The sequence below is a fragment of the Streptomyces sp. NPDC047117 genome (assembly GCF_040643545.1).
Lineage (GTDB): Bacteria > Actinomycetota > Actinomycetes > Streptomycetales > Streptomycetaceae > Streptomyces.
Genome location: NZ_JBEYUN010000002.1, coordinates 443,583 through 459,499, shown reverse-complemented (window position 1 = coordinate 459,499; position 15,917 = coordinate 443,583). Strand labels below are relative to the sequence as shown.

At 73.5% G+C, this 15,917-nt stretch carries 14 protein-coding genes; 3 read left to right on the top strand and 11 right to left on the bottom strand.

Going from position 1 to position 15,917, the window contains the following annotated elements:
• Nucleotides 1-120: 120 nt before the first annotated feature.
• From ABZ840_RS05165 to pdhA, 6 genes are all read right to left on the bottom strand, one after another.
• Nucleotides 121-1,308, bottom strand: coding sequence for a potassium channel family protein (locus tag ABZ840_RS05165; protein WP_361553488.1), 1,188 nt, complete (start codon nt 1,306-1,308; stop codon nt 121-123).
• Nucleotides 1,305-3,392: a molybdopterin-binding protein gene (locus ABZ840_RS05160; RefSeq protein ID WP_361553486.1), complete on the bottom strand. Its 2,088-nt coding sequence runs from the start codon at nt 3,390-3,392 to the stop codon at nt 1,305-1,307. The genes ABZ840_RS05165 and ABZ840_RS05160 overlap by 4 nt, the downstream gene beginning before the upstream one ends.
• Nucleotides 3,392-4,249, bottom strand: coding sequence for a DUF6457 domain-containing protein (locus ABZ840_RS05155; protein ID WP_361553483.1), 858 nt, complete (start codon nt 4,247-4,249; stop codon nt 3,392-3,394). Before ABZ840_RS05155 ends, ABZ840_RS05160 begins: the two co-directional genes overlap by 1 nt.
• A 71-nt stretch (nt 4,250-4,320) precedes the next feature.
• Complete coding sequence (locus ABZ840_RS05150) at nt 4,321-5,778, bottom strand: dihydrolipoamide acetyltransferase family protein (RefSeq protein WP_361553480.1); 1,458 nt, start codon at nt 5,776-5,778, stop codon at nt 4,321-4,323.
• The gene (locus ABZ840_RS05145; protein ID WP_361553477.1) at nt 5,778-6,860 is read right to left on the bottom strand and encodes an alpha-ketoacid dehydrogenase subunit beta; all 1,083 of its coding nucleotides are present in this window, start codon (nt 6,858-6,860) and stop codon (nt 5,778-5,780) included. Before ABZ840_RS05145 ends, ABZ840_RS05150 begins: the two co-directional genes overlap by 1 nt.
• Nucleotides 6,860-8,014, bottom strand: a complete 1,155-nt coding sequence (gene pdhA / locus ABZ840_RS05140) for a pyruvate dehydrogenase (acetyl-transferring) E1 component subunit alpha (protein WP_361553474.1) — start codon at nt 8,012-8,014, stop codon at nt 6,860-6,862. The genes ABZ840_RS05145 and pdhA overlap by 1 nt, the downstream gene beginning before the upstream one ends.
• 231 nt (nt 8,015-8,245) lie before the next feature.
• Between pdhA and ABZ840_RS05135 the strand changes: the two genes are divergently transcribed.
• On the top strand, nt 8,246-8,734 hold the full coding sequence (locus ABZ840_RS05135; RefSeq protein ID WP_361553471.1) for an Lrp/AsnC family transcriptional regulator: 489 nt from the start codon (nt 8,246-8,248) through the stop codon (nt 8,732-8,734).
• A gap of 42 nt (nt 8,735-8,776) precedes the next feature.
• Here ABZ840_RS05135 and ABZ840_RS05130 read toward each other — a convergent pair whose 3' ends face one another.
• Nucleotides 8,777-9,370 (bottom strand): TetR/AcrR family transcriptional regulator, encoded by a 594-nt coding sequence (locus ABZ840_RS05130; protein WP_361553468.1) that lies wholly within the window; start codon nt 9,368-9,370, stop codon nt 8,777-8,779.
• A gap of 231 nt (nt 9,371-9,601) precedes the next feature.
• Here ABZ840_RS05130 and paaN point away from each other — a divergent pair, with 231 nt between their 5' ends.
• On the top strand, nt 9,602-11,299 hold the full coding sequence (paaN, locus tag ABZ840_RS05125) for a phenylacetic acid degradation protein PaaN (protein WP_361553465.1): 1,698 nt from the start codon (nt 9,602-9,604) through the stop codon (nt 11,297-11,299).
• Between the two features lie 10 nt (nt 11,300-11,309).
• Here the strand turns inward: paaN and ABZ840_RS05120 are convergent, their stop codons facing one another.
• The 3 genes from ABZ840_RS05120 to ABZ840_RS05110 form a co-directional block, all read right to left on the bottom strand.
• A complete protein-coding gene (locus ABZ840_RS05120; protein WP_361553924.1) occupies nt 11,310-11,981 on the bottom strand; it encodes a TrmH family RNA methyltransferase in 672 nt (223 codons plus the stop codon).
• Between the two features lie 89 nt (nt 11,982-12,070).
• On the bottom strand, nt 12,071-13,330 hold the full coding sequence (locus ABZ840_RS05115) for an HTTM domain-containing protein (RefSeq protein ID WP_361553921.1): 1,260 nt from the start codon (nt 13,328-13,330) through the stop codon (nt 12,071-12,073).
• Between the two features lie 62 nt (nt 13,331-13,392).
• Nucleotides 13,393-14,082 carry a DUF5819 family protein gene (locus tag ABZ840_RS05110; RefSeq protein ID WP_361553462.1) on the bottom strand — a complete coding sequence of 230 codons (690 nt, stop codon included), beginning with the start codon at nt 14,080-14,082 and terminating at the stop codon, nt 13,393-13,395.
• Nucleotides 14,083-14,313: 231 nt separating this feature from the next.
• Here ABZ840_RS05110 and ABZ840_RS05105 point away from each other — a divergent pair, with 231 nt between their 5' ends.
• Nucleotides 14,314-15,447: an acyl-CoA dehydrogenase family protein gene (locus ABZ840_RS05105; RefSeq protein ID WP_361553459.1), complete on the top strand. Its 1,134-nt coding sequence runs from the start codon at nt 14,314-14,316 to the stop codon at nt 15,445-15,447.
• Between the two features lie 99 nt (nt 15,448-15,546).
• On the opposite strand, the gene ABZ840_RS05100 is transcribed toward ABZ840_RS05105, so the two are convergent.
• Nucleotides 15,547-15,891, bottom strand: coding sequence for a rhodanese-like domain-containing protein (locus ABZ840_RS05100; RefSeq protein ID WP_361553456.1), 345 nt, complete (start codon nt 15,889-15,891; stop codon nt 15,547-15,549).
• Nucleotides 15,892-15,917 lie beyond the last annotated feature (26 nt).

Below are 15,917 nucleotides of genomic sequence, written 5' to 3'. Positions count from 1 at the left end.
TGGAGGGCGCTCCGGTGGGGGCGGGCCGAAAGCCGGCGCCGGATTCTTGTGGCGGCCTGATGCCTGCCGTCGGCGCCGGTTCCCGGTCAGTTGCCCGTACCGTTCGGTTCCCTGCACCGGTCAGTCGCCGCGGTCCTGTTCGTCCGCGCGGCGGATCACGCGGTCCTTCTCGTCGGCCCGGCGCATCGGCTTCACTCCGCTGCCCGGCAGCCCCTGCCCGGCCGGGCGACCCAGCTCAGCGCGGTCCTCGCCGGGCATCGCACGGACGATCGTGATCAGCCGGTCGGCGTGCTGCAGCGGGCTCGCCGCCGGGTCGTCGTACGCCAGCAGCCGGTGGCCGCGCAGTACGGAAACGACCAGGTCACCGGTGTCCCGTACCGACTTGCCGACCTCCGCCTTCACCACCGGGCGCTCGATCAGGTCCAGGCCGCTGCCCTGCTGGATCAGGTCCTCCATGACCGTGCTCGCGCTCGGGCTGTTCACCGACAGGCCCAGCAGCCGGCCCGCCGCGCTCGCCGAGGTGATCACGGAGTCGGCGCCGGACTGCCGCAGCAGCGGGGCGTTCTCCTCCTCCCGCACGGCCGCCACGATCGTCGCCTTCTTGTTCAGCTGACGGGCGGTCAGCGAGACCAGGACGGCGGTGTCGTCGCGCTGCGTGGCGATGATGATCTGCCGGGCTCGCTGCACCTCGGCACGCAGAAGTACGTCGCTGCGCGTGGCGTCGCCGAGTACGCCCGCGAAGCCCTCGGCCACGGCCGAGTCGATCACCTTGGGGCTCGGGTCCACGATGACGATGCGGTCCCGGCCGGCGCCCGTGGCGCGCAGCGTCTGCACGGCCGACCGGCCCTTCGTACCGAAGCCGACGATGACGGTGTGGTCGCGCAAGGCGGTCCTCCAGCGGTTGAGCCGCCACTGTTCACGGGTCCGCTCGGTGAGGACCTCCAGAGTGGTGCCGACCAGGATGATCAGAAACAGGACGCGGAGCGGCGTGATGAGCAGGATGTTCAGCAGCCGTGCGGTGTCTCCGTACGGGACGATGTCGCCGTACCCGGTCGTGGAGAGCGTGACGGTGGCGTAGTAGACGCAGTCGAGGAAGTCGACCGCGTTGTCGGCGTTGTCGTGGTACTCGTCGCGGTCCACCCAGACGATCAGGACCGTCAGCACCAGCACTATCAACGCCATCAGAAGCCGGCGAATCACCTGGCGCAGCGGAGCCTCGGGGGCGCGGCGCGGCAGCTGCACGCGGTGCGACACGTCCTCGGGGAGCTGCTGATCACGCGCCGCGGCATCGTGCATGGGGAGTTTCACGCGTGGCCTCCGTGGGCTCCGTGGGCGCCCGTGTCCGGAGCCGTGGCGGTGTCCGATGCCGTGGCGGCGTCGGTGTCCGATGCCGTGGCAGTGACCGTGTGCGATGCCGTGGCAGTGAACGATTCCGGTGCCGTGGTCGCAGCTGACCAGGGCAGGTCCAGCAGCACGGCCGGTTCGCCCGCGGCGGCGCCGCCCGGCGGGATCACGGCCAGCGCGTCGGCGGCGGCGATGCCGCGCAGCATGGCGGGACCGTTGAAGTGGAGGGGGAGCGCCACGGCGCCTCCCTTCTCGTCGGTGCGGCAGGCCACGGGGACCAGGCGGGTGTCATGCGGATGTCCGTGCACACCGTCGGCGAGGCACACCCGGCGGGGCTCGGAACGCGTACGGCCGGAGAGCGTACCGAGCAGCGGTTCGGCGAGCGTCAGCAGGCCCGAGACTGCGGCGAGTGGATTGCCGGGGAGGCCCACCAGGTGGCGTGGAGCGGGTGTTTCACGTGAAACACCCGCGGTGGCCTTCCGGGCGGCGCGCCGGGCGGACCGTCCGCGCGCCGCGGCACCGTCCGCCGGACCGAGCCGAGCGAGCAGCATCGGGTGGCCGGGGCGTACCTGTACGCCGTCCACGAGCAGTTCGGCCCCGAGGCGCCGCAGCACCGGGTGTACGTGGTCGACCGGTCCCGCCGCCGTCCCGCCGGTCGTGATCACCACGTCGGCCGTGGAGCCGGCGATGGCTTCGTACAACGTCGCCTCGTCGTCCGCGAGATGGCGCGGGCCGATGGTCTCCGCGCCCATGGCATGCAGCCACGGCGCGAGCATCGGGCCGAGGGCGTCCCGGATGCGCCCGTCCTGCGGCAGCCCGCCGTGCAGCAACTCGTCGCCCAGGACGAGGATCTCCACCACCGGGCGGCGGTACGTCCACAGCTCGTCGTAGCCCGCGGCGGCGGCCAGACCGAGCACGGCCGGGGTGACCGGGGTGCCGGGCGGCAGGAGCGGGTCGCCGTTACGGCACTCCTGGCCGCGCGGCCGGATGTCCTGGCCCGGCGGCGCACCGCGGGGCGCGCTCAACAGCAGGCTGCCGTCGGGCTGTTCCGCGGTCTCGCCGTGCTCGGAGCGGAGCACGGCCGAGGCGCCCGGTGGTATCCGCGCCCCGGTGGCGATCGGTACCGCGTGCCCGTCGGGCAGCGGCCGGGCGGGGCCTTGACCGGCGAGGATGCCGGCGGACGCGGCGGGGGCGACGGTACGGGGAGCGGTGAGGCGCCAGGGGCCGGGGCCGGAGACGGCCCAGCCGTCCATCGCCGAGGTGTCGAACGAGGGCAGGTCCGTGAGCGCGGTGAGCGCCCCGGCGAGCGCTCGCCCCAGCGCCTCGGGCCCGAGCGGCACGCCCCCGGGCGCCAGCGGCTCGCCCACGGCATCCGCGGCGACAGCGCGCGCAACGGACCAGGGGGAGTGGGGGCGGGGGTGGCTGTGGGAGCGGGAGTGGGCCGCCTCGGGGCGAGGAGTGCCGGAGGCGGGGGCGCCCGGCCGGGAAGCCCGCGCGGGGGAGGGCTCGGTGGGCGCGATGGGCTCGCCGGCCCCGGTGGGTTCCGTGGGCTCGGAGCCGTTCGGGAAGTGGTCGGAGCCGTTCGGGGAGTGGGCGGAGGCGGTCGGCGCGGTCCAGGATTCGGGGAGGAGCGGCCGCGGTTCGGAGCCGGCGGGCTGCGTCGCGGGGTCGGACGGCTGCGATCCGGGGGTCGCCGCTCCGGCTTCAGGTCGGGGCTCGTGGCGGCTGTTGCCCCACGGGGCGTGCCACGGGTCGAACCAGGGACGTTCGGGGGGCCGCTCGTCGGCCTGCTCACCCGAGTACGGCTCGGCGCCACGCGACCCGGCACCACGCGACTCCGTGTCGCGGGTTGCCGCGCTGCGGGACGCCGCACCGCGGGACGCCGCGCCCTCTTGCGCGGCGTCCGTCTTCCGGGGCTCGGCGCCCCGTTCTCGGCCGGGCCCCGCGCCCGAGGAACGGGCTGCCGGGTCCGCCGACCTCGCCCGCCCCGCGTTGGCGATGGCGAGCGCGTCGTCGAATTCGCCGGGGTCTCCGGTCGGACCCGGCATCATTCCCCCGCTTCCGCGGCCCAACGATTCGCCAGCGCCGCCGCGCGCCTGCTGACCTCCGCCACGTCCAGACCCTGCTGGGCGGCGGCGTACCCGACGAGGAAGGTCGTCAGCGGGGCGGCCGGCCGGGCCACGCCGTGTGCCGCGTCCCGCGCCAGGTCGAGAAGGACGGCCGTGTCGACATCGAGTTCGATGCCCAGTTCGGCCTTGACTGCGGTGATCCATTCGTCCAACACGTGTCCATGCTCCCTGATGCGGGCGCGCGCCGCGCTGAGGGCCTCCCAGGTGTCGCAGTCGTACGAGGCCGTGGCCGTGTCGTCCCGTACCCGGCGCACCGTCAGTTCCGCGAGCAACGCCCGCAGCGGCAACCCGGCGAGCCCGCCGTGCGCGGTCCGCAGCGTCTCCAGGGCCCGGCGCAGCGCCCCGGCCCGGTACGCCGCCACGAGCGGCTGGTCCCGCCCGTCCGCGTCGACCAGCAGGGCACCGTCGGCCCCGGCCGGCCCGCCCTGTGAGCCCTCCGTGTCCGCCACCGCCGCCAGCAGGGCGTCCACCGTCGTGGTGGTGAGGAAGGGCAGGTCGGCGGAGAGGACCAGCACCGTGCCGGCCGTGGTGTGCCGCAGGCCCGCGTCGAGCGCCGCGACCGGCCCGGCGCCCGGCGGGTCCTCCCGAGTCGTCACCACGGGGCGAATGGTCGGCCGCTCCGGCCCGACCACCACGGTGCGCGCCGCGCCGGGGCAGGCGGCGAGCACCCTGTCCAGCAGGGACCGGCCGCCGACCGCGAGGGCGGGCTTGTCGGCGCCGCCGAGCCGGCGCGCCGCGCCCCCGGCCGGGACGATGGTGTCGTAGTCGGTCGTCACCCTCCGAGTATCACCGGGCCCCGGCGATCAACACCCCACCCGTACCCCGGGTTCGTCCCTGCGGCCGCCCGTCACAGCCCCCGCAGCAGCACCGCCGGCTGTTCCACGCAGTCCGCCACGAAGCGCAGGAAGCCGCCCGCGACGCCGCCGTCGCACACCCGGTGGTCGAAGGTGAGCGAGAGCTGTACGACGCTTCGTACGGCCAACTCCCCTTCGTGCACCCACGGCTTGGCGGCTATGCGCCCGACGCCCAGCATCGCGGCCTCGGGGTGGTTGATGATCGGCGTGGAGCCGTCGACCCCGAAGACGCCGTAGTTGTTCAGGGTGAACGTGCCGTGCATCAGCTCCGAGGGCGCGAGCCGGCCCGCCCGCGCGGTCTCGGTGAGCCGGGCCATCTCCGCGGAGAGTCCCTCCGCCGTGCGGACGTGCGCGTCCCGTACGACCGGCACGACCAGGCCGCGGTCGGTCTGCGCCGCGAAGCCCAGGTGCACCTCGCGGAGCCGGACGATCTCCTGGGTCGCGGTGTCGACGGTGGAGTTCAGCTCCGGGAAGCGCGCGAGGGCGGCCGTGCAGATCCGGGCCAGCAGCGCGAGCAGCGAGACCTTCGGGCCGCCGGCCGCGTTCATGGCGCGGCGCACGGCCAGCAGCTCCGTGGCGTCCGCGTCCACCCAGCAGGTCGCGTCCGGTATCTCCCGCCGGCTGCGGCTGAACTTCTCGGCCGCGGCACCGCGCATCCCCTTCAGGGGCAGCCGCTCGTCGCCCTCCGTCGCGATCGGACCGGGACCTGCGGCAACGGCGCCCATGGCCTCGGCCTGCTCCGGTACGCGCAGCTCACGCTCCACGTCGGACCGCAGGATCAGCCCTTCGGGGCCGCTCCCCCGCACCGTGCGCAGGTCCACACCGTGCTCCCGCGCCAGCCGCCGCACCAGCGGCGATATCACCGGCACGGGCCCGGCCGCACCGGACTCACCGGACTGACCGGCCACCGCCCGGGACGAGCCGGCCTCCGCGGCCTCCTCACGCGCCCCGTCGGCCCCACCGGGCCCAAAGACCCCAGTGCCCCTACCGGCACCCGCCCCACGATCACCGCTCACCGACGCCCCGGCCTCCCGGACCCCCGTACCGGCCGTCGGCCGTACCCGTCGCCGCCGCCCGGCCGGGGCGCTCGTCCCGTATCCCACCAGGACGTTCCCCGAGCCTTCGGACTTCTCGGAGGTGTCGGACGACTCGGCGGCCTTCCGCTGCGGCTCGGCCACGGCGGGTCCGCCGCCGCCGCTCTCCGACGCGCCCACCGCGACCGTCACCAGGGGCGCGCCCACGGGCAGTTCGTCGCCCTCCGTGCCCATGCGGGCCGTGACGACGCCGCCGTACGGGCACGGCACCTCGACCATCGCCTTGGCCGTCTCGACCTCCACCACCGGCTGGTCGACGGCGACCACCTCGCCCACCTCGACCAGCCAGCGCACGATCGTCGCCTCGGTCAGCCCCTCGCCCAGGTCGGGCAGCGGGAACTCGCGCACCTCGGCCATCACGCACCACTCCCCTCGGGGCCACCGGCGCCGCGCCCGGTGCTGTCCCCGGTCCAGTCGGACTCCCACTGCAGGCGCGCCACGGCGTCCAGGACGCGGTCGACGCCGGGCAGGTGGTGCCGCTCCAGCATCGGCGGCGGATACGGGATGTCGAAGCCGGCGACCCGCAGGACGGGCGCCTCCAGGTGGTGGAAGCAGCGCTCGGTGATCCGGGCGGCGATCTCCCCTCCGGGACCGCCGAAGCCTGTGGACTCGTGGACGACGACGGCACGCCCCGTGCGCCGCACGGACGCGCACACCGTCTCGTCGTCGAACGGCACGAGGGAGCGCAGGTCCAGCACCTCCAGGTCCCAGCCCTCCTCGCGCGCCGCCTCGGCCGCCTCCAGGCAGACCGGCAGCGAGGGCCCGTACGTGATCAGCGTGGCGCTGCTCCCCGTACGGCGGATCTCCGCGCGGCCTATGGGCGCGACGGGCGTGGGCTCCTCGGGGGACCAGTCGGCCTTGGACCAGTACAGCCGCTTCGGCTCCAGGAAGACCACCGGGTCGTCGGAGGCGATCGCGGCCCGCAGCATGCCGTACGCGTCGGCGACGGTCGCCGGGGCCAGCACCTGGAGGCCGGGCGTGGCCATGTAGTACGCCTCGGAGGAGTCGCTGTGGTGCTCGACGCCGCCGATGCCGCCGCCGTACGGGATGCGGATGGTCAGCGGCATCGGCACCGTGCCCCGCGTGCGGTTGCGCATCCGCGCCACATGGCTGACCAGCTGCTCGAAGGCGGGGTAGGCGAACGCGTCGAACTGCATCTCGACGACGGGCCGCAGGCCGTACATCGCCATGCCGACCGCCGTGCCGAGGATGCCGGCCTCGGCGAGCGCGGTGTCGCTGCAGCGGTCCTCGCCGAATTCGGCGGCGAGGCCGTCGGTGATCCGGAAGACGCCGCCGAGCTGCCCGACGTCCTCCCCCATGATGTGCACGGCCGGGTCCTCGGCCATGGCGTCCCGCAGCGCTCTCGTGAGGGCCTGCGCCATCGTGGCGGGCCTGCGCTCCGTCGCGGTCGTGCCCCCGGCGGCGACTGCCGTGCTCATCAGTGCTCCCCTTCCGCTTCGATCTCGGCCCGCAGCTGGTCCGACTGCTCGCGCAGCTGGCCGGTCGGCGCCGCGTACACATGGGCGAAGAGATCCATCGGGTCCAGCGCCGGGTCGGCGTTCATCCGGGCGCGCAGCGCGCCGGCCATCTCCTCCGCCGCGTCCTTCGTCTCGCTCACGTAGCCGGGCGTCAGCAGGTCGCGCGCGGCCAGCTCGCGCTCCACCAGGGCGATCGGGTCGTGGCCGCGCCACTCCTCGACCTCGGCGTCGCTGCGGTAGCGGGTGGCGTCGTCGGCGTTGGTGTGCGCCTCCATGCGGTACGTCACCGCCTCCACGAGAGTGGGGCCGCCGCCGCGGCGGGCGCGTTCGACGGCCTCACCGAGCACCTCGTGCACCGCGGGCGCGTCGTTGCCGTCCACCAGGCGGCCCGGCATGCCGTACCCCACCGCCTTGTGGGCGAGGGAGGGGGCCGCGGTCTGCTTGGCGAGCGGCACGGAGATCGCGAAGCCGTTGTTCTGCACCAGGAAGACGACCGGCGCCTGCCATACGGCCGCGAAGTTCAGCGCCTCGTGGAAGTCGCCCTCGCTGGTCCCGCCGTCGCCGACCATGGCGAGCGCGACGACGTCGTCGCCCTTGAGGCGGGCGGCGTGCGCGAGGCCCACCGCGTGCGGCAGCTGGGTCGCCAGCGGGGTGCACAGCGGCGCCACGCGGTGCTCGTGCGGGTCGTACCCCGTGTGCCAGTCGCCGCGCAGCAGGGTGAGCGCCTGCACGGGGTCCAGGCCGCGGGCGACGGCGGCGAGGGTGTCGCGGTAGCTGGGGAAGAGCCAGTCCCGCTCTTCCAGGACCAGCGCCGCGGCCACCTCGCAGGCCTCCTGGCCGGTGGAGGAGGGGTAGACGGCGAGCCGGCCCTGGCGGGTGAGGGCGGTGGCCTGGGTGTTGTACCGGCGGCCGCTGACCAGCTGCTCGTACAGCCGCTTCAAAAGGGCGGTGTCCACCTTGCCGGCGGCGTCCGTGCCCAGGACCCGGTAGGGCTCCTCGTCGGGCAGGAGGGGCCCGGGGTCGACGCGGGGGCGCCAGGCGGGCGGCGGGGCAGGGCGGTCGCCGGTCGCGGTGCTGCCGTGCCTGCTGCTGCCGGGCTGCTCGAGGACCGTCATGGGGCACCTCCTCGGTTCGAAGGGGTGGCGCTGTGCGCCTCGTACGGGGTGGGGACGGGCGGCTGAAGGGAAAACTGCGATGCAGGGGCACCGGCCGGTGGGCCGGATCCCTCCCTACCGATTGTTCGGTTGCCGACACATTTTGGCTACAGGCGGGGGAAGCCTGTGGACAATCGGTTCTGCACAGCCTGGAATGGAGTCAGGACGTCCAAGAAGGGGAGACGGGACGGCATGCCGGACGAACAGATGGTCAATCCCGCCGGGCGGCAGCCCGTCCGCGCGCTGGACGCCGTGGACCGCGACATCCTGCGCATGCTCCAGACCGACGGCCGGGCGTCGATACGGTCCGTGGCCGATCGCGTGCACATCTCCCGCGCCAATGCGTACGCGCGGATAAACCGGCTCCTGGACGACGGCGTGATCCGCGGTTTCAGCGCCCGGGTGGATCAGGAGCGGGCGGGTCAGGGCGCCTCGGCGTACATCACGCTGAAGATCGTGCAGAACTCCTGGCGTACGGTCCGAGAAGCGCTCCAGGCGCTGCCGGGCGCCGCCCACATCGCGCTGGTCAGCGGGGATTTCGACGTCCTGCTGCTGGTCCACACGCAGGACAACCGGGCGCTGCGGGAGCTGGTCCTCACCCGCATCCAGTCAATACCGGAAGTGCTCTCCACCCGCACCCTGCTGGTCTTCGAGGAGACCGACCTCGAACCGGAGGGCTGACCCGCCGGGCGGGGCGCCCGGCGGGGCGGGAGCCGTGCGGGGTCAGGCCTCGTTGCGCAGGCCGGCGAAGGCGGTGCGGACCACGGCGTCGGCGACTTCTTCGCTGCTCGCCGAGCCACCGCGGCCCGGCCGGTACCACTCGACGATCGAGTTGATCATGCCGAAGAGCAGCCGCGTCGCCAGCCGGATGTCGGCGTCCGGCCGCAGGTCCCCCTCGGCGGCCGCCGCCTTCAACAGCTCGGCGACCTCGTTGTCGAAGTCGCGGCGGCGCTCCATCGCCCACCGCTCCGTGTCGGTGTTGCCCCGTACCCGCAGCAGCAGCGTCACGTACGGCAGCTCCGCGATCAGCACCTCGACCTCGCGCCGGGTCACGTACTCCAGCCGCTCGATCGCCCGCCCCTGCGTCGCGCCCGACTCCTGGAGCACACCGAAGAGGCCGTCCAGCGCCCGGCTTATGGCCCGCCGCAGCAGCTCTTCCTTGCTGCGCACGTGGTGGTAGATGGAGGACTTGGAGATGCCGGCGGCCCGGGAGAGGTGCTCCATGGACGTGCCGTCGTACCCGCGCTCGTTGAACACCTCGACGGCGACCGCGAGCAGCGAATCGGGCGTGTAGGTGTCGCGCTTGGCCATGGTCATGATTACAGCAGCTTTCCGGACGGGGCCGCGCAGCGGACCGGGGAGCGGGACGGAACGGCGGCCGGCGGGGGAGCGGCGGGGCCCCGGGGCCGCGACACCGTCACGGTGACCGGCGCGTCAGCGGAGTTTTCCACAGGCTTTCCAAGCCCCCTTGCCCCGACCGATCGTTCGGTTACTCTAGCTCCGTTGCCTGTCCGCTCCCAGCCTGATCGACGAGGAGTTGGTTCCCCGATGGCCGCCGACCCGACCACCACGCAGCTGATCGAGAAGCACCGCCCCACGCTCGACAAGGCGCTGGAGACCATCCGCAGCCGCGCGTACTGGTCCCCGCACCCGGAGCACCCCAAGGCGTACGGCGAGAATGCCGCGCCCGAGGGCCAGGCCGCCTTCGACGCCCTCCGCGGCACCCGCTTCGAGCTGGACCAGCCCGGCACCGACGGCTGGACCGGCCAGGAGATCTCGCCGTACGGCATCGAGCTGGGCATCTCCTACCCGCATCCCGACCCCGACGTCCTGCTGCCCGCCATGCGCGCGGCGATGGGGGCCTGGCGGGACGCCGGGCCCGAGGCCCGCGCCGCGGTGTGCCTGGAGATCCTCGCCCGCATCAGCGCCCGCACCCACGAGTTCGCGCACGCGGTGATGCACACCAGTGGCCAGGCGTTCATGATGGCGTTCCAGGCCGGCGGGCCGCACGCCCAGGACCGCGGCCTGGAGGCGGTGGCGTACGCCTACGCCGAGCAGACCCGCACCCCCGGCGAGGCCCCGTGGTCCAAGCCGCAGGGCAAGCGCGACCCGCTGGAGCTCAACAAGACCTTCCAGGCCGTCCCGCGCGGCGTCGCCCTGCTGATCGGCTGCAACACCTTCCCCACGTGGAACGGCTACCCGGGCCTCTTCGCCTCCCTGGCCACCGGCAATCCGGTGCTGGTCAAGCCGCATCCGCGGGCCGTCCTGCCGCTCGCCCTCACCGTCCGCGCAGCCCGCGAGGTGCTCGCCGAGGCCGGCTTCGACCCGAATCTCGTCGCGCTCGCCGTGGACCGCCCCGACGAGGGCCTGGCCAAGGTCCTCGCGCTGCGCCCCGAGGTCCGCGTCATCGACTACACCGGCTCCACCGCGTTCGGCGACTGGCTGGAGGAGAACGCCCGCCAGGCCCAGGTGTTCACGGAGAAGGCCGGCGTCAACACCGTCGTCATCGACTCCACGGACGACTACAAGGGCATGCTCGGCAACCTGGCGTTCTCGCTGTCCCTCTACAGCGGCCAGATGTGCACCACCCCGCAGAACCTCCTCATCCCCCGGGACGGCATCACCACCGACGCCGGGCGCAAGTCGTACGACGAGGTCGTCGAGGACCTGGCGGGCGCCGTGCAGAAGCTGCTCGGCGACGACGCCCGGGCCAACGCCCTGCTCGGCGCCATCGTGAACCCCCAGGTCGCGGCGCGCATCACGGCCGCCCCGGAGCTCGGCGAGGTCGCGCTGCCCTCCCGCGAGGTGACGCACCCCGACTTCCCCGGCGCCACGGTCCGCACGCCCGTCGTGGTCAAGGCGGACGGCGAGCGGAAGCAGTGGGAGAGCGCGGACGCCGAGCCGCCCTTCCTGTCCGAGTGCTTCGGCCCGGTCTCCTTCGCCGTGGCGGTCGACTCCACGCCGGAGGGCGTGGAGCTGCTGCGCCGTACGCTGCGCGACAAGGGCGCCATGACCGTCGGCGCGTACACCACCTCTTCCGAGGTGGAGCGGCTGGTCGAGGAGGCCTGCCTGGAGGAGTGCGCGCAGCTGTCGCTGAACCTCACGGGCGGGGTGTACGTCAACCAGACCGCGGCGTTCTCCGACTTCCACGGCTCCGGCGGCAACCCGGCGGCGAACGCCGCGCTGTGCGACGCGGCGTTCGTGGCCAACCGGTTCCGGACGGTGGAGGTGCGCCGGCAGGCCTGACCGGCGGCCCCTACGCGGGGCCTTCGATGCGGGCGTGGCGGCCGATCCAGGCGTGCATGGCGATGGCGGCCGCCGCCCCCGCGTTGATCGAGCGGGTCGAACCGAACTGCGCGATCGAGCAGACCATCGCGGCGTGCGCCCGGGCGTCCTCCGTGAGGCCCGGCCCTTCCTGCCCGAAGAGAAGTACGCAGCGCCGCGGCAGCTCCGTGGTCTCCAGCGGGACGGCGCCGGGGAGGTTGTCGATCCCGATGATCGGCAGGTCCTCGGCGGCCGCCCAGGCGGTGAGGTCGGTGGTGTCGGGGTGGTGACGTACGTGCTGGTAGCGGTCGGTCACCATCGCGCCCCGCCGGTTCCAGCGCCGTCGGCCGACGATGTGGATCTCCTTGGCCAGGAAGGCGTTGGCGGTCCGCACGACCGAGCCGATGTTGAAGTCGTGGCCCCAGTTCTCCACCGCCACATGGAAGTCGTGGCGGCGGGTGTCCAGGTCGGCGACGATCGCCTCGCGGGTCCAGTAACGGTACTGGTCGACGACGTTGCGCCGGTCTCCGTGCGCGAGCAGCTCCGGGTCGTACCGCTCGTCCCGCGGCCAGGGCTCCGGGTGCGGCCCGACGCCGACGACCGTCGCGAACCCCTCGTCGTACTGCACGGGCTCGGCGGTCCGCGCGGACTCGTCGGGGAGGATCGTCGCCGGGCCGGTGGTGCGCGGGCCGGAGGTCTCCCGGCCGCTGCCGGTGGTGTCCTGACCGCTGCCGGGGGCGGTGTTCTCGCTGCTCACCCCACGAGCGTATGGCCACCGCCGGACTCCCGCGTACGAGCCCCCGGCCCGCCGGCCGGCTCCGGCCCGGCCTCCGGCGCCGTGGGCGCGGACCGCGGGGCGCTGCCCGGGAGCACCCGATCGCGGAGGGCCGAAGCGCGCGCCCCCAGCCACCGCAGGAAGTTCGTCGGCAGGAAGACCGCGTCCGCCGCCACCATCGCGAGGGAGAAGAACGGCAGCCCGAGGAGCACCGCGATCGACAGGTGCTCCAGGATCATCGCCACCAGCAGGACGTTCTTCAGGCGCCGGTTGAAGAGCGTGAAGGGGAACGCGACCTGCACGATCACCGTGCCGTAGGTGATCAGCATGATGAGCAGTCCGCTGCCCGCGAGCACCGCGGACAGCTCGGGCCACGGCGAGAAGTAGTCCAGGTGCATCGGGTAGAAGACCGCGGTGCCGTCCTGCCAGCGGCCGCCCTGGATCTTGTACCAGCCGGCCGTGGCGTAGATCAGGCAGACCTCGACCACGATGACCAGCAGCGCGCCGTTGTGCGCGAGGTCGGCGACGGTGTTCAGCACCGCACGCGGCTCCCCCGGCGCGTAGCGCCGCACCCACCACCACGCGCCGTGCGCCAGCCAGAGCGCCCACAGCGTCAGGCCCCAGCCCACGTGCGGGAACGGCCCGTCACCCGTCCACTCCAGCCCGTACAGTCCCGCCAGCTGGGCGAGCGCGAGGACCAGTCCGAGGACCGACCACAGCACGATGCCGGTCACGTCGCGGCCGGGCACGTCCCCGGTGCCCGCCGCTGCCGCCCGCCGCGCGCGCCGCGCGTCCAGCGACCAGACCTGCCCGCACCGGGTCAGGACCAGGTACATCGACATCAGGTGGATGACGTTGTCGCCGCCGTCCCCGAGGAAGATGCTGCGGTTCTGCAGCGACAGCACGCCGATCATGAACAGGACCGACATGGTGCGGGTGCGCCAGCCGATCATCAGCAGCGCGCTGGAGAGCATTGCCAGCGCGTACACCAGCTCGAACCAGCCGCGCCCGTCGGACCAGACCAGCACCGAGAACGCCCCGTTGCTGTCGAGCAGCCGGCGGGCCATGTCCAGGCTGAACGCTCCGTCCGGCCCGTAGAGCTCCTGACGGTTCGGCCACTCGCGCAGCAGGAACAGCAGCCAGGTCATGGCGAAGCCGATACGGATCACCGCGGACTGGTACGGGGCGAACGCGCCGGCCGTGACCCGGGCGAACCCGCGGCCGATCACGCGCTCTATCCAGGTGTCGCGTACGACGTAGTCCTGCTCGTCGGCGCTCCCGCGCTCCGTGGCATGGGTCGTCACTGGTTGCTCGCCCCCTCGGGCAGGTCGTCGACGGTGACCGGCCACCAGGGCAGCACGCGGTACACGGGCTTGGTGCTGATCTTCTCCGCGCTCCACGGCGGCGGGCTCACCGGCGTCGTCACCGACCGGAACTCCACCCGGCCGACCGTGCCACCGGCCGCCGTCCACTGCTCGCCGAGGCGGCCCAGCGCGATCCGCCGCAGATAGCGTTCGGAGAGCTCACCGCGGAGGCCGGTGGCACGGTTCTGTTCGTCGTGCGAGCCGACGAAGGACTCCCAGGCGCGGCGCAGCTGATTCTGCTGCGTATGGCTGGGGAAGAGGTTGTGGTGAATGGCCCGGCCGTCGCGCGCCGACAGGTCGGTCCAGCCCGTCGTGCGGGCGCTGCCGCCGTCCCCGGGGCGTATCTCCGCGCGGACCTGTACGGAGACGTTCTGCTGCAGCGGGTTGGGCGCGAACAGCTTCCAGTTCTGCTCGTACTCCGGGTAGACGTAATCGCCGACCGCCGCGCCGTGCGCCTTGGTGAGCGTGTTCGACGGGGCGACGTGCAGGAACATCATCGCGATGTGGACCAGCGCGGCGACCGCGATCCCGCCCGCGACGGTCGCCAGCACGATCCGCGAGGGCAGTGAGAGCGCGGACGCCGGTGGTGTCTCTGGTGGTCGCGATTCCTCCGCGTATGACTGCATTCCTGCCCCGTTTCCCGGTCCTGTGCGGGCCGTCCCGCCACGGAACCGTACCCAGGAGGCGTGCGCGGCGACAGTGATCCCCCGGTTGTGCACAGGCTCGGCACGTCCCCGTGGAGCCCGGGTGCCCGTACGGATGGCACCGGCCGCACCGCACCCACCCGTCGCCCTTCCGCATTCCTGCAACCTGTTCTACCTTGCAGCCCCCAACGGTGCGTGCGGAAGGACAGACCCGTGGACTTCACCTTCACCGAGGAACAGCAGGCGGCCGCGGAAGCGGCCGAGGCCGTCTTCTCCGGGGTCACCCCCGACGCCGTCCCCTCACCCGCCCTCACCGCCGGCGCCGTCGCCGACGACATCGACCGCGGCCTCTGGCGCACCCTGGCCGACGCCGACCTGCTCTCCCTCTGCCTCGACCCCGCGTACGGCGGCACCGGACTCGACCCCGTCGCCCTCTGCCTCGTCCTGCGCGAAGCCGGCAGGGCCCTCGCCCGCGTGCCGCTGCTGGAGACCACCGCCGCCGCCCTCGCCCTGCAGACGTACGCCACCCCCGCCCTCCGCGAGGAGACACTGCCCCGCGTCGGCCGCGGCGAACTGATCCTCACCGCCGCCGGCGCCGGCCGCACGGGCCACGAGCCCGCCGAACTGGCCGTCACCGCACACCGCGAAGGCGCCCACTGGACCCTGGACGGCACGCACACCGCCGTGCCCTGGGCCCACAGCGCCGACCACCTCCTGCTCCCCGCCCACACCCACGACGGCGGCGCCGTACTCGCCCTCGTCCCCCGCGACCACCCCGCCGTCACCCTCACCGAGCAGACCTCCACCAACGGAGAGCGGTACGCCGAGGTACGCCTGGACGCCGCACGGCTCACCGACCACGAGATGGTCACCGACCCGGACGCCTGGGAACGGCTGCGGCAGCTCCTCACCGTCGGCACCTGCGCCCAGGCCCTCGGGCTGGGCGAGCGCGTCCTCGCCATGACCGCCGCGTACACCGGCACCCGCGAACAGTTCGGCCACCCCGTCGCCACGTTCCAAGCCGTCGCCGTACAGGCCGCCGACCGGTACATCGACCTGCGGGCCATGGAAGCCACCCTCTGGCAGGCCGCCTGGCGCCTCGGCTCCGGCGCACCCGGCGCCCTGCCGCCGGCGGGCGACGTCGCCGTCGCCAAGATCTGGGCCGCGGAGGGCGTACGCCGCGTCGTACAGACCGCGCAACACCTGCACGGCGGCTTCGGCGCCGACACCGACTACCCGCTGCACCGTTACCACGCCTGGGCCAAGCAACTGGAGCTTGCGCTCGGCTCCGCCCCCGCCCACGAGGAAGCCCTGGGAGACCTGCTGGCCGCCCACCCGCTGGGGTGAACCGCCGCCTCCGGCAAGCAGACCCGACAAACACGGCGGCGCCCCGTTCCACGTTTCACGTGAAACAGAGCGCCGCCGCCAACAACCCTCGGCCGGGCGTCAGATGACCACGCCGGTCCCGCCCTCGTCGGTGACCACCGGACGACCGGCGGCCTCCCACGCCTGCATGCCCCCGTCGACGTTCACCGCGTCGAGGCCCTGCTGCACCAGGTACTGCGTCACCTGCGCCGAACGGCCGCCCACCCGGCACAGCACGTACACCTTGCCGTCCTCGGGCGCCTTCTCCGTCAGCTCGCCGTAACGCGAGACGAAGTCACTCATCGGGATGTGCAGGGCACCCTCGGCGTGCCCGGCCTTCCACTCGTCGTCCTCCCGCACGTCCAGCAGGAAATCCGCAGGCGCGAGCGCATCGACACCAACCGTGGGCACAGAACCGAAATGCATGGACCCGACGCTACCCGACCGGCGTC